The sequence below is a fragment of the Candidatus Micrarchaeia archaeon genome (assembly GCA_041653315.1).
GTDB lineage: Archaea > Micrarchaeota > Micrarchaeia > Anstonellales > JAHKLY01 > JAHKLY01.
The window spans coordinates 1-14894 of sequence record JBAZFO010000009.1 but is presented as its reverse complement, the minus strand read 5'-3'; the positions used below and the strand labels follow the sequence as shown (position 1 = coordinate 14894).

Below are 14894 nucleotides of genomic sequence, written 5' to 3'. Positions count from 1 at the left end.
ACAATATTAATATACGAAAACAAATTAAAGGTTTTTGTCAAAAACCCTTCTTTCTTTATATTCTTCATATTTTCCTGCATTCCATTGTTTTATTGGTCTTATATAACCCACAACCCTGCTATATACCTCACAATAATTTCTTTTTTTCTTAGTTGCTTCTAAAATTTCTTGGTCTATTTGTTTTCCTGAATTTAATTGTCTAATCATACCTGCATATCCTATCTCTTCATCACATTTTGGACATAATTCATGTTCCCCAGATAAGTATCCATGTACTGGACATACACTAAATGTAGGAGTTAATGTAAAGTAAGGTAATTTAAAATTATGTGCTATTCTTTTAACTAATTCTCTAGCCATTTTCCAATCATTTATTTTTTCTCCTAAAAATGTATGAAAAACTGTTCCTCCTGTGTATTTAGTTTGCAACTCGTCCTCAACATCTAATGCATCAAATAAATCAATAGTTGAAGCAACATGTAATTGAGTTGAATTTGTATAATAAGGTGCTGCACCTCTTTCTTGATAAGTTTGTTCATTAGCAACTATTATATTAGGATATTGAACTTTATCTATTCTTGCTAATCTATGTGTTGTTCCTTCTCCTGGGGTTGCTTCTAAATTAAATATATTCCCGGATTCTAGTTGATAATCCTCTAATTTCTTTCTCATATGATCTAAAACTTTAATAGCAAATTTTCTTCCTTCAGAATCTAACAATCCAGAACCAAACATATTTAATAAAGACTCATTCATTCCTATCAAACCAATTGTACTAAAATGATTTTTCCAATATTGATTATGCGTTTCTTTAATTTTTCTTAAATAAAATTTAGAATATGGATACAATCCTCTTTCAGTAAAACTTTCTAAAACTTTTCTTTTTATTTCTAAACTAGTATATGCTAAATCCATTGCTTCATCTAATTTTTCAAAATATTCATCTTCTGTTCTTGATAAATAACCAATTCTTGGAAGATTAACCGTTACTACTCCAATAGAATTACCACACCAAGTAACTTTACCATTTCTTCTAACAAAAAGAGTATGGTTTTCTACTTCACAACAATAAACTTTTCCTTTATAAGGAACCTTCTTAATATTGCTTTTTCTTAATCTATAATGTTTTGCTTTTTGAACACCTAAAATATAACAAGTTGCTTGAGAATTTATTTTTCTACCTTTTATTATTGATACTTTTTTCTTTTGTTTTGTTAATGTACCTAACCACCCAAGTTTTAAAATTATTTCTTGTATATCATCAGCTAATTTTTTTGAGGTTGTCCAATAATTAATTTGACCTGTAGTTTTTCTAATGTGGCCATCTCCTTTTACCAACCAATCAAATAAAATTTTCAATTGTCTTTTAGATAAATTTTTGATTTCTTTTGGAATAAATTTATCATATTTTTTACCAAATATATGTAAATAAGTCCAAAGTTGTTTATTACATATCACTAAATTATTTTTTTCTTCTGTGTAATTAAAAGGCAATTTATCAAAAACTTCTTTAATTTGTTTTCGTTTTTTCTTATTTACTTGTGTAATCATTACTCTATAACCATGTCTTTGAGCTATTTTTGAATTATCTGTTGAACCTTCAGCTAACCAGAATCCAAAAAATTTCAACCAATTATCCATTTCAATTTTTAATGAATCTCTAACAACTTTATATGGAGTTCTTCCTTGTCTACCATATTTAGTAAAATCAATACTGGGAAGAATAAACCATTCTTTTTCTTCTCCCTTCCAAATACTTTGTTTTGGTATCCTATGATTATTAACATCAAAATACTGGGCTTCAACAAATATTCTTTTATCTTTATAATTTTGATCAACTACCATTCTATGATTTGGTGTTACTAATAAATCTAATGATTTTGTTTTAAATTCATAAAGTTCCCCTTCATAATCATATTTAAATAATTTTTTTGGTTCGTGTATTTCAATTTCATTATTTTTTGTTAAAGTAAACAACTTATGTTTTTTACTTAAATCTTTAAAAAATATCCAACCATTTTGTGTTAAAACTTCTGTTTGTTCATCATAACACCCAGTTAGGGGATTAGCACCAAATAATCCTCCGCCTCTTTTTCTTAATTCTCTGTTGTCTAATCTTAATCTACAACAATTATGAGTTATAGTCCCCAATGAATGTACAAAAAGATGATTATTTCCGAGTTCAATATCGTAAAACCTTTGTTTTTGTTCATGTATTATTTTTTGTATTGAAGTAACTTTTGTTATATATACATCAGCTTGTAAATATTTTTCACTTTCCATTGTTTGTGCATTGTATTTTTGTAAAGTCATCTGACTAACCATTCTTCCTTTATTTAATCCAGGAACTAAATAAGTAGATTTTGCCATAAAACCAGGAATACATTCATATAAACAAGGAGAATTAACTAAACCTAATGAATTTATTTCATTTTGTTTATGTTGTAGATAAATAACTTGGCTATTTTTCCTAATTTTAAAAGTAGTTGGGATACCAATTAAATTATATAATATATTAAGATCTTTAGAAAGATCTAAATCATTTATATGTATTTCTTTTCTTAATTCATACCCATCTCCTTTAAAGAAATAATCTAAAAATTCTTTAATAATCTCTTTTGGAGAATTAAATAACACATTTGGAAGTTGCCCATATTTTTTAAATCCTGCCGAGTATATTTTTTTAGCTAAACCACTTGAATATAAATAAAGATAATAAGTATTATACCTGGGGTCTTTCTTTTCTTTAACTTTTATATTCAATCTATTTTCAATTAAAGATTTTATTTCAAATATTAAATTAGGTTCATTATAATTAAAAGTAAACTGTAATCCTCTAATCACTTTTTTGCCATTTCTTTTATTCCACAAGAAATTTCCATCTGCCGTAAAAAATCCTAAAATTGCAGCCAGTTCTTTATCTAATACTTCATTTTCTAATTTTTGAATTTCATTTGAAAGTATACTATCTGCATTTTTTAAACTCAAGATATAATCTCCTACAGTTATATCTTTAGCAAATTTTTCTTCTAAACCCTTTGAAGTAACTATAGTAACTAAATGATTTTCAGAAGTTTTAATTCTTTTTCCATCTTCAGTAATAATTTTAACTTCTTCATTTCTATCAATTTTTACAAATCTTAATATTTTTTCCCATTCTAATTTCAAAGTTTTTGGATTTAAGGATAATGCTTCTAAATCTTTTTCTGAATTGTCTGACCAGCCTTCATGATCATATTCAAAAGAATGTGAATCACACAATTCTTTAATTGTTGAATGTTTTATTTCTCCATTTTTTTTATAGATTATATTTTCACTTTCATGCAAACACATTGACCTAGCATCTTCGGGCTTCATATCACTATTTATAAAATTAGAAAAATAAGGAATTCCATATTTTGCAGTCATCTCAAAAACTTTTTGAATTTCTTGTGCATCCCAATTAAAATCTTTAGTTATATTATATGTAGGAATTGGAAAAGTAAATAATCTACCATTTGAATCCCCTTCAATCATTGCTTCTGCAAAAACTTGATTAATCATATTCATTTCTTCTTGAAACTCCCCATATGTTTCATCCATCATTTTTCCACCAATAATTACTGGTAAATTCTTAAAACTTGGGTGGGGTGTTAAATCCATTGTTATATTAGAAAAGGGTGTATTATGGAATAATAATAATCCAATTCCTCCCGTAAAATTTTCAGTTTTTGAATCAACAGAAATATCATATTCCCATTCAAATGGATAATCATAATCCTCAATTTCATAAACTGGAGAAGCTTCAAAATTATTTAAAACTGGGAATTTTTGTTTTCTATTATTTTTGAAAATATGAATAGTGTAACATCCATGTTTATCTTTTCTTGAAACCACATAATCTTTATTTAAAATACTCAATAAAAGAGAAATATTAGATAATAAATAAGGCGATTTAGAAGTATAAACATGTTTTTGCTGATACTCCCAACCATCTCCTTTAATTAAAGTATCTAAAAACTCTTTTTTTAATTTTTTATTTATATCAAATATAAAGGAGGGAAACTGTTTTGTTGATGAATTTACACCACAAAGAATCTTAATTAAATATCCATATAAATTATAAATTTCAAAATTAGTTATTTTTGTATTTGTTTTTTTCTTTGTTTTTGAACTCCATCCATTAGAATAAGATAAATTATACGATAAATTCAATTCTTTTAATATTTTTTTGATTTCATCAATATTTTCCTTATCTGAATTTGAAATTTTTATACTTGAAGCATTAGCCTTTCCTTCAGTAATATACCAAGCAGCAAGTTTAATAAATGCAGATAATTTTTTTCCATCTAAATATCTTCCTATATAATTATTTGGATAAGGTTTAATATAGAATTTTGAATTATCCGAATTTTTATCTCCAAATTGATACCAAATATTGAAAGGAACAACATTTTTCTTTCTTAAATCATACCATGTACTTTTATCTAATCTTCCGAAATCATAAAGCATTTGTTTTATTGTTGAATAATATGATTTAAGATTTTTTTCAAAAGAAGTATATTCTGATTTTGTTAATTTTACAAATATTTTTAACTGATAAATCTCCGGCAATTCATTTATTAAATCCGTGATATCTAGTTTATTTTTATTTTCAAAAAGATGATCAATATTCTTACCTATAGAAACTACATGATTAGTTTCTGTTATTTTCTCATTGGGTTTTGAAATAGTAAGGTTTTTTGGTTGTACTGGTTTTATACTTTTAGAATTAAACTTAAATAAAGAATGTGCAGGTGAGACTTTTGCTTCTCCTCTAGAAGTTCTAATTTTTAAAAATCTTTTTTCTTTTACTTTATGTTTTACAAATCCTTTAACTTTTAACCAGTTTACTTTTTGGTTATTGTCAAATCCTAAAACTTCATAATCATCAAAATTTGGAACTGCAAAAGAATCTTGTGATTTATTTCCATATCCATCTACATTATTTATTATTTGATTCTTATGTGTTATAAATTTTTTATCTACTAATTCCCCTATCCTTATAGTTCTTATTTTACCTCTATATTTCACTATAACTAATTCATCCCAAGCTAATGATTGAAAGCCCACACGGGTAGGCACGTTCATATTAAATAAAAACTCTTGAAAAGCTTGTTTTAATTGTTTATATTCTAATCCATCATATCTAACAAAAGGAGCTAATAAAGTATCAAAATTACTAAATGCTTGAGCACCTGCTGTTTCACCTTGTAAAGTATATATATAATTAACCATTTGTCCTAATGCAACTCTTAAATGTTTTGGGGGTTTTGATTCTACTTTACCTTCTACTCCTTTAAAACCAGTCATTAATAAATCTTGTAAATCCCAACCAACACAATAAGCACCTAAAGTGCTTAAATCATGAATATGTATTTCTGCATTTCTATGTGCATTTGCAATTCTTGAAGGATACAATTTATCTAACCAATATTCTGCTACTACTAAACTTGCAATATGATTATTTAATCCTTGAAGAGAATATGTCATATTTGCATTTTCTTTAACTCTCCAATCTGCTTGGTCAATGTATTTTTCGATAGTTTCAACAGTATTCATTAAACTAGCCATTCTTCTAACATCATTGTGCTGTTTTCTGTATAAAATAAACGCTTTTGAAGTTTTAACATACTTGTTTAAAATTAATATTTCTTCTATTACATCTTGTATTTCTTCAACTGTGGGGGCAGTTGTTTTTCTAAATTTATGATTTAATAATTCTACTACTTGGTCTGCTATTTCTTCAGCTCTATCTTTATCTCCTTCATTAACAGTACGCATTGCTTTCCAAACTGAATCAATAATTTTTTGTTTATTAAACAAAACAATAGTTCCATCTCTCTTTCTTATTTGTGATACTTCCATACATTTCACCCCTTTTTATTCTTTAGATTTACAAGAGTTGCTTCAAAAGCTTCAATATCATCAAACTCCTCATAAACAGAAGCAAATCGAATATATGCTATTGGATCAATTTTTTTCAATTTTTTCATTACACAATCTCCAATTAAGGTAGATTGAATTTCAAAAGTTTTTCTTTGTCTTAAAGTTCTTTCAATTAAATCAACTAGTTCTTCGATCTTATCTTGACTTATGGGTCTTTTTTCACATGCTTTTACAATTCCAGATTTGAGTTTTTTTCTATCAAAAAGTTCTCTTCTGCCATCTTTTTTAATAACATAAAATTCAACAATTTCTGCTCTTTCAAAAGTAGTAAATCTTCGCCCACATTTCTCACATTCTCTTCTTCGTTTGACAACATCTTCTTCTTGTCTAGAATCAACAACTTTTGTTTCTTCAAAAATGCAATATGGACATCTCATGTTAATTCCTCTTAATAAATTACCTTAAATTTTTGAAAACAATTAATTGTGAAAAACACAACATATTGTGTTCAAAAACTAAAATAGATACAACATATAGGTTTTTAAATGATATAGTTTATTAGAGATAAAATTCAATAATTATATCAAAATGATATTACAAATTTAACAACTTTATAAATTTAAAAGAGTATGAAAATAAGGGCCGGGGCAATTTTTAACATAATCAACACGTTGATTTAAGATATCCTTTATCAATTTATCAATATCTGTATCTTTTATTTCTTCTTTTATCTTTTTCTTATAATTTTCAACATTATCCACTGTTAAATCCCCAACTTCCTGTCTATTCAATAATGGGATCTCTTTTTCTATACCTATTTGTGTAATTATTTCATTAACATCAGAAATTGAAGCTTCAAAATGTGTAGATACTTTTTCAATTGGATAATTATATTTCAGATGATTTATAAGTGAATCTAATGAATATTTCATTGCTTCAGTTGGAGAAGATGGAGAAATTAAATCTAATAAGGCTATACCAAAAGAATTATCATTATGTCTTTTAATATGTGCGCCAATAACATTAATAGGTAAAGTCTGATATATTGCTCCTTTTTTATCAATTATAAAATGATAAGAGGGTTGATTAAATTTAGTTACTCCTATTGAATAAACTTCTTCTAAATCATGAGGTGTATTCCCAGTATGGTGAATATAAATTTCTTTTGGTTTTGTTTTAAAAAAATCAAAATTAAATTTAATTTTTGGATCTAACAAATAAATAGCATGCAAATCATCCAAGTATACAGAAAACTGCTTCATATTTTAAAATAAACCAGTATACTTTATATTTATATATTCTCAAATTAATATAAATACTCTTATGCTTCTTTTTTTAACATTATTCCTTTTTTAATTTTTTATCTACAATTAAATGTTCAATAAAAGCAGCGAATGCATACCTCGATAATAAAATACTAATTAATGCTCCCAAAATAGCTGAAGTAGCAAAACCAATTACTTCTACAAGACCAGAAAATAATAATAAAGGAAGCATAGCTATAATCACAATTGCTCTTGAATGAGAAACAATTGAATATGCACGTTTAATTTTAGTTCTAAGATCTGCTCCATCTTTTTTAAGCAACTCATCAGCTAAAACAATTTGAGAATCAATGCTTGTTCCCATAGCTACTATAATTCCTGCAAATGCACCTAAATCTATAGTAAAAAAACCGATAATACAAATTAATATAGTCAATTCCATTAAAGTTACTACTAATATCGGAATTATTAATTTTAAACTCATATATCTTATCCCTACTACAATTCCAACAATTATTAAAGCTGCTAATGCACCAATAACACTCCATTCTAAAAATTTAGCCCCTAAAGGTGCAGGAATTGAAGTTTTACTCCCAACTGAAATTGCAACAGGTAATGCCCCTCCTTTAAGTATAGATTGCATTTCTCTTGCTCTTAATTGTGCGTTATAATTCATTTCTTGGGCTGTTGTTCCTTCACCAGGACCAGAAATTGCATATGTTCCTCTATGTGAAGTAGGGCCCCCAGCAAGAGATGCACTTAAATAAGGAACTGAAACTAATCCAATTGCTTTCCATTCAACTACTGAATTATGTGTTGAGGAAATTGAATAAGTAGGAAACATATCCTGTTCTTCTCTTTCAATAACAGTATATCCTTTATTTTGTAAATACAATTTAATTTCATTATCTGTACCTATGGGGATAATTGCTTTTGAATAATTAGTTTTTGGATTTAATTCTTCCTTATAATTATCAAATGCATCTAAAATATATAAACTAATTGAATCTCCTTCTAATTTTAAAGCATCATTCAAAATTATTATTGCTTCTTCATTTTTTAATTCAGTGTCCCCTTTTAAATTTTTTTCAGTTATAAAAATTGAAGTATCAGACGGCCTGTCTAAAAACATATAAATTGGATAATTTGCTTTTCCTTCTGAAATAGTTCCAAATCTATCTGAAGCTTCTTTCTTAACAGAAACTGCTACTGACCACCAACCTGTTCTCTCTGCAGGCAATTGAGCAATTGATCCAGTATAAATTTCACTTCCTTTTAATGCTACTTTACCATCAAAAACTGCTAAAAAAACTCCTTGTCTTTCTAATATATCAATTGTCTGTTTAACTGTTTCTTCATCAGAACTAGGAATTTCAACTAAAATTTCATCTTCTCCCCTAGCTCTAACTTTAACTTCTGTTAAACCAAAAGTACTTACTCTTGTTTTTATAGTATCAGTCATTTGCTCCATTACTTCATTTGAAACTGGGCTTTCAAGTAAAATCGGAATTCTTGTTCCCCCACTAAAATCAATACCAAATTTTATCCCACCAAAATAAACTAAACATAAAGATAACACAGTAACTATAAACATTGCAATAACTCTTTTATCTTTTATTAATTCTGAAAAACTCATATTCGCACCTTTTTCTTTTCTAAATAATATAATAATATAACTGCATTAAATAACCAAGTAGCTATTACGTCTCCAATTAAACCACAAATTGTTACTGCTGCAATTTCATTATAAGTTGATATATTTGTTAATGTTGCTAGAATAAATAAAGTAACAAAAGCAATAAAATCAGTAAGACTCATTGTTATTCCAGTTTTCATTGTTTCAAAAGTTCGCTCTTTTGCTGTTCCTTCTTGTTGTTTTAATACTCTCATTGTTAAAAGCATATCAGTATCTAATGAAAAACCAAGCATCATTAATAAAGCTGCAAATGAGGGCAAAGTAAATGGAATCTGGAATAATCCCATTGCTCCTAAACAAATTATTATATCTGCTGCTGCACCAGTCATAACTATTAAACTAGGAATAGGATCTCTAAATACAATGAATGCTAAGATAACAGCAAAAAATATAGCTATAATCGTAACAAAAACTGCTTTTTCAATAAATTTAGAACTTAAGTTGGGGGATACAACATCAACTGTAATTGAAGTATAATCCACATGTTTTTTTAGAATAGTATCAATTTTATCTTCATAATTTGTTTTAACATTAAGATATTCATCAGTAAACAATTCTTTTAATTCATTTGCAGATTCAGCTTGTTCTGCTGTTTTGTTCGTATATCCAGATAATCTAAAAATTTCATCTACAATTAAATTAACTTCTTGTCTTTCTTTATTATATTCATTTATTAATGATTGATTTGTAATATTTGATTGAGAAATATAAGATTCAAGTCGCGATACATTTTCTATCTTATTTGAAAAATCTCTTCTTAATTCTTCTGCTCTTGCTATATTTGGATCGCTTTCGATTTCAATTTCAATAACATTACCAAAAGTCGTTTGAACTTGTTTAATATTACGAACTAAAATATTGGATGTTAAAAGTTCTTGTTCTAAAACATTATTTTCAACTTCTGCATCTGAATATAATGTAATTACACTCCCCCCTTTAAAATCTATACCTACTTTGATTTGAGGGATAAAAAATAAAGAGATAAGAACTAACACAATAGGTAAAATGATTAATTTTTTATAATCTCGTTCATAGATATTTGGCAAATTCATAAAAATTCCTCAAAAATAATTATATATTTATTAAAAGAAACTTATTTAAACTCTATCTCTTTCACCATTTCTAATATTTTCTTAGAAACTAAATAACTCCCCCCAAAAATAATAACACCAGGTATCCCAATAATAGGAACAGATGCAGCACCTGCAATTAATCCAGCTGTTTCTGATTTAGTTAAAATTTTTACTATTTTAGAAATATTTTTATCAATTTTTTTTGTATGTGGGTTTATTTCCATAACTTTATTTCCTTCTTTAAATATTCTTACAACTTTATCTTGTTCTGAAGCTAAAATTGCTAAACAACCCTCTTTTGAAATTCCTTTAGCTGCTGAATGTCTTGTTCCAAAACCTTTTGCTGTTTCTTGTTTTAAAACTCTTGCACCATATGCTTTTATTCTTCCATCTTCCTCTATAATTATTGCTCCATCAACAATTCCTAATTTAGATAAAACTTCAATCATTCCTTCATCAGTGATATAAAATTTTCTTTTATCAAAAAAATTTGGAAAATGACAAGAATATTCTTTTGTATTTCCAATTACTATTAAACCTCCCTCATTTTTTTTAGCAATTAAAATAGCTGTATCTAACGCTGCTTCATAAACTTTTTTCTTTGTGATCTCATCAATATTTAATTTCATAAAATAAATTACAAACAGTTAATTTAAATATTTATCTAAAAAAATAAAAAAAAAATATTAAAAAAATAAAAAAAAACATTAAAAAAATAAAAAAACATTAAAAAAATAAAAAAACATTAAAAAACGAAGGAACATTTATAAAAGTTATAGGGGTTTATATTTTTATAAAAATAAGAGGTGTTATGAAAATGGTTGTAAAAAAGAAAACAACAACAAAGAAAAAAACAGCAGTTAAGAAAAAAACTGTAAAGAAAAAACCCGCAGTTAAGAAAAAAACTGTAAAGAAAAAAACAACAAAAAAAACTGTAAAGAAAAAAACAGCAGTTAAGAAAAAAACTGCAAAGAAAAAATAAATATTTTTTAAAATGTGGGGATTTAATCCCTGCAAGAATTTATTTTCTTTTCATATAACATTAATTCAGCTTTAAAATTTGCTTCATTAAACTCTTTTGAAAAAATAGAATTCCAAGCTTCATAAAATTCTGTTGGAAAATGTTTTTTAGCAGCTTCAGTTAATTCTTCAAAATAAAATTTACCCCATCTAAAAATTGCTTTTTTTAATTCATCGTCCCCTTGGCCTGTTCTCTTCCAAAAAACAGCTGAATCAATACTACTTTTTATTAAATTTCGGATAAAAGGATCTAACTCTTTGAATTTACCTTCTATAGTTTGGTATTTAATTATATTATTTGTTTTAATAAAAAATAAATCATCTGGTTTATCAAACATACTATACAAATAATCTAAAAATTCCTTGTCTTTCATTTTTTCTGCAGATGCTAATAATCTAAATTTTAAACTATTTGAAAATTTAATATCTTCTTTTGCTTCTTTAATTTTTTTCTTAATCAATTCATAAAACTCATTTGAAAATGTATGATCAAACTCTGAAAAAATATCAAAAGCATACAAACTTACAGCAATATATTCAATGCCTTCTTTTGTTTCTAATTTTGATAAAAATCCTTCTTTTATTTTTGAAAAAAGGAGATTTAATTCTTCATCATAATAAAAACTATTACCTTCATTCATCTTCTCTTGTATAACTATCCTTGCACATTCAATAAGTTCGTCTAGGACATTACATTGACCATTAAAATATTTTGTAAATGCTCCGCTATCTCTTGCTTCTGTATTTGACTGCCTTTTATCAAATAATCCTTTAAAAATTTCAAGAGACATAATAATACACCTCTAATTATTAGGTAAAGGTGGTATTTAAAGGTTTTGGTTGGTGCAAAATTTGATTTTTTTATTAAAATTTATATATCTATTCTTTGTTATAAATATATATGTATTATAAAATAAAAAAAGAATTATCAAAAAAACTATCTAAAATTACTAAATTAGATTATAGTATATGTTATAATTCCTTAGAAAAACCAAAAAGTTCATTTGGCGATTTAGCATGTACTTTATCTTTTTTAATAGCTAAAGAACAAAAAACAAATCCAAAAGAAATTGCAGAAGATATTGCTAAAAAATTAAAAAGTACAAATATAGAAAAAATAGAAACAATTGGACCATATATTAATATTTATTTTTCAAAAAGTTTTTTTGAAAAAACTTTAAACTATAAATATAAAAAACAAAGAAAAAAAGAAAAGATACTTATAGAATTTCCTTCTGTTAATCCAAATAAACCTTGGCACATTGGACATTTTAGAAATGCAGTATTAGGAAATTCTGTTTCTCACTTGATGGAATATTCTGGATATACCGTACTTAGAATGGACTATATTGATGATTTAGGATTACAGGTTGCTCAAAGTTTATGGGGAATACTTAATTTAAATGATAAAGAAAATGAAAAATTTGACCAATGGATAGGTAAAGAATATGTTAAAGTTGCTTCTAAAATGAATGATGAAAAAGTAAATAAAGAAGTTGAAGAATTACTACATAAATTAGAAACAAATGATGAAAAAACATCTAAAAAAGCAAGGGAGATAAGTGAAAAATGTGTAAAAGCACAATGGGAAACTGGTTTTAATTTTAATATAGAACATGAAATATTAGTTTTTGAATCAGATATTATGCGAACAATTTTTGAAGAAGGAATGGAAAAATTAAAGAAAAATAAAATAATTCATTTAGAAACAGAAGGAGAAAATAAAGGATGCTATGTCCTAAAAATGTCCGGGGGAGAATATGATAAAATGAAAAATCCAGATAAAATTTTAATTAGAAGTAACGGGATAGCAACATACACTGGAAAAGATATAATATTTCATCTTTGGAAATTTGGATTATTGAAAAATGATTTTAAATATACAAAATTTTTAACACAACCTTCTAAAAAAACTGCTTATATGTCTAATAAAAAAGGTAAATCAATTAAAATAAAAACAGATAAAATAATCAATGTAATTGGTATTGAACAAACATATCCGCAACAAGTAGTAAAAGAAGCATTAAACAAATTAGGTTATAAAAAAGAAGCAGAAAATTATTATCATCTTGCTTATGAACACATAACACTTAGAGATATAAATTTTTCAGGGAGAAAAGGAACATGGATTGGATATTCAGTTGATGATTTTATTGAAGAAGGAATTAAAAAAGCATTAGAAAAAAATTGTGAAAATAAAGAAATTGCTAAAACAATTGCAACAAACTCAATGATTTTTTATATTTTAAAATATTCTCCAGAAACTAAAATTGCTTTTGATTGGGAAGACGCTTTAAAATTAGAAGGTGACTCTGCCCCCTATATAATGTATTCTTATGTAAGATGTATAAGTATTCTTAAAAACAAAAAACCAATATCCAAAATTAGTATAAAAAATATTAAAATAAACGAAAATGAAAAAAAATTATTAATATTATTATCTCAATTTTCTGAAATAGTTGAACATTCAGCAAATGAATTAAAACCTCATGAAATATGTGATTACTTATTGCGTCTATCATCAGAATTTTCAAGTTTTTATAATTTGTGCCCCGTTCTTAAAGAAGAAAATAAAGAGATACAAAACTTTAGATTATTGATTTTAGAAAAAACAGCGCAGACTCTTAAAACAGGAATGAATTTATTAGGCTTAAAAGAATTAGAGAAAATGTAAAATTAACCAAATCCTATTTTATTTTCTTCTTTTGATTTAGGAATAATTTCTCTCACTATATCTCCTGTTATTACTACTTTATTGTCTTTAAGTATTATTAATTTTTCACGGTTTTCATCAGGATCAAAGATTAAAGCTCTTTTAACAAGATTTTCAAGACTAGTTAAATTTTGATTTAAAGATCTTGCTCCCAATTCTTCTTCAACTGCTGTTTCTGCAAGTAATTCTATTGCTTCATCTTTAAAATCAACTTTTAAACCCAAGCTTTTAATTTCAGTAATAAAATGAGTAAGTGAAGAATCTTTTGAAGTTTTTAGAATTCTAATGTATGCAGCTTTATTTAAAAAATTTAAAGGAGGCAGTAATTGAATTCTGCCCATTAATTCAGGTATGAATCCATTTTCAATCATGTTTTGTTTTGTAAATTCTTCAATGAATGAAAATGCTCCAGCAAGAACAAAAAATGAATTTTTATAGATTCCTTCCCTATCCAAAACTTTTAAAAACTCGTATTGGAGCTCTGACTTAAATATCTCTCTATGATCAATTACTCTTATTTTGTCAAATTCATCAAAAAAAACTATATTTGGACCTTTAATTAGTTCTAATTCTAGTGAAATAAAATCTAAAAAATTTGTACCAACATAACCTTCAGGAGTAAATTCAGGCATAGATAAATTAGTAAAAGAAATGTTTAATTCTTCAGAAAGCTTTTTACACATAAAAGTTTTACCAGTTCCTGTTCCTCCTGCAAGTAAAACAGGTACTGTTGTCCCATTTTTTAGATATGTAATAAAATTTAAAATTAAATCTTGCAATGAATCATTTTGACCAATAACATATTGAGAAATAGAATCAAATAATTCTCTTGCAAATTTTTTTGTTTCATTAAAAGTATGATTTTTCAATCTCCCACTTAGGGATGGTTTAAGTTTAAAATCGTTTTTTGATTTAACTGGGTCCGGAATTATTTTTTTTTCTCCACTTTGTTTTTCACTTTTTATTTTTTCAATTGCTTTATCTAAAAATAAAGACCCACCATTAATACAATAATTACTTGCAAAAGAACTAATTTGTATATCTTCAAAAAAATACATTAATGATCCTTCCCTAGATACTATAAAGTTTTTAAAATCTTCAGCAGTAAATCTTATTTCTTTATCAAGAGTTATATACTCACTAATTTTATAATAAAAATAACTTAGTCTTATTATTTCTTTAATTCTATTCTCTTCAATAGAAGTAGCTTCTTTTGGAAA

The 14894-nt window shown here is 26.0% G+C and carries 10 protein-coding genes; 2 read left to right on the top strand and 8 right to left on the bottom strand.

Features of this window, described 5'->3' with window-relative positions:
* Positions 1 to 24 precede the first annotated feature (24 nt).
* From nrdD to WC356_02980, 6 genes are all read right to left on the bottom strand, one after another.
* Positions 25 to 5886 (bottom strand): anaerobic ribonucleoside-triphosphate reductase, encoded by a 5862-nt coding sequence (gene nrdD, locus WC356_03005; GenBank protein ID MFA5382108.1) that lies wholly within the window; start codon positions 5884 to 5886, stop codon positions 25 to 27.
* 5 nt (positions 5887 to 5891) lie between these two features.
* The gene (gene nrdR, locus WC356_03000) at positions 5892 to 6344 is read right to left on the bottom strand and encodes a transcriptional regulator NrdR (protein MFA5382107.1); all 453 of its coding nucleotides are present in this window, start codon (positions 6342 to 6344) and stop codon (positions 5892 to 5894) included.
* A gap of 174 nt (positions 6345 to 6518) precedes the next feature.
* Positions 6519 to 7169, bottom strand: a complete 651-nt coding sequence (locus tag WC356_02995; protein MFA5382106.1) for a peptidoglycan recognition family protein — start codon at positions 7167 to 7169, stop codon at positions 6519 to 6521.
* A 79-nt stretch (positions 7170 to 7248) separates the two neighbouring features.
* Complete coding sequence (locus WC356_02990) at positions 7249 to 8808, bottom strand: hypothetical protein (protein ID MFA5382105.1); 1560 nt, start codon at positions 8806 to 8808, stop codon at positions 7249 to 7251.
* The gene (locus WC356_02985; GenBank protein MFA5382104.1) at positions 8805 to 9920 is read right to left on the bottom strand and encodes a hypothetical protein; all 1116 of its coding nucleotides are present in this window, start codon (positions 9918 to 9920) and stop codon (positions 8805 to 8807) included. Before WC356_02985 ends, WC356_02990 begins: the two co-directional genes overlap by 4 nt.
* Before the next feature lie 41 nt (positions 9921 to 9961).
* Positions 9962 to 10570 (bottom strand): DNA integrity scanning protein DisA nucleotide-binding domain protein, encoded by a 609-nt coding sequence (locus tag WC356_02980; GenBank protein ID MFA5382103.1) that lies wholly within the window; start codon positions 10568 to 10570, stop codon positions 9962 to 9964.
* A gap of 182 nt (positions 10571 to 10752) precedes the next feature.
* On the opposite strand from WC356_02980, the gene WC356_02975 reads away from it, so the two are divergent.
* Complete coding sequence (locus tag WC356_02975) at positions 10753 to 10923, top strand: hypothetical protein (GenBank protein ID MFA5382102.1); 171 nt, start codon at positions 10753 to 10755, stop codon at positions 10921 to 10923.
* Positions 10924 to 10945: 22 nt separating this feature from the next.
* On the opposite strand, the gene WC356_02970 is transcribed toward WC356_02975, so the two are convergent.
* Complete coding sequence (locus WC356_02970) at positions 10946 to 11752, bottom strand: hypothetical protein (GenBank protein ID MFA5382101.1); 807 nt, start codon at positions 11750 to 11752, stop codon at positions 10946 to 10948.
* A 110-nt stretch (positions 11753 to 11862) separates the two neighbouring features.
* On the opposite strand from WC356_02970, the gene WC356_02965 reads away from it, so the two are divergent.
* Positions 11863 to 13635, top strand: a complete 1773-nt coding sequence (locus WC356_02965; protein ID MFA5382100.1) for an arginine--tRNA ligase — start codon at positions 11863 to 11865, stop codon at positions 13633 to 13635.
* Between the two features lie 2 nt (positions 13636 to 13637).
* Here the strand turns inward: WC356_02965 and WC356_02960 are convergent.
* Positions 13638 to 14894 (bottom strand): AAA family ATPase (locus WC356_02960; protein MFA5382099.1); only part of this gene is annotated, 1257 nt, incomplete at its 5' end.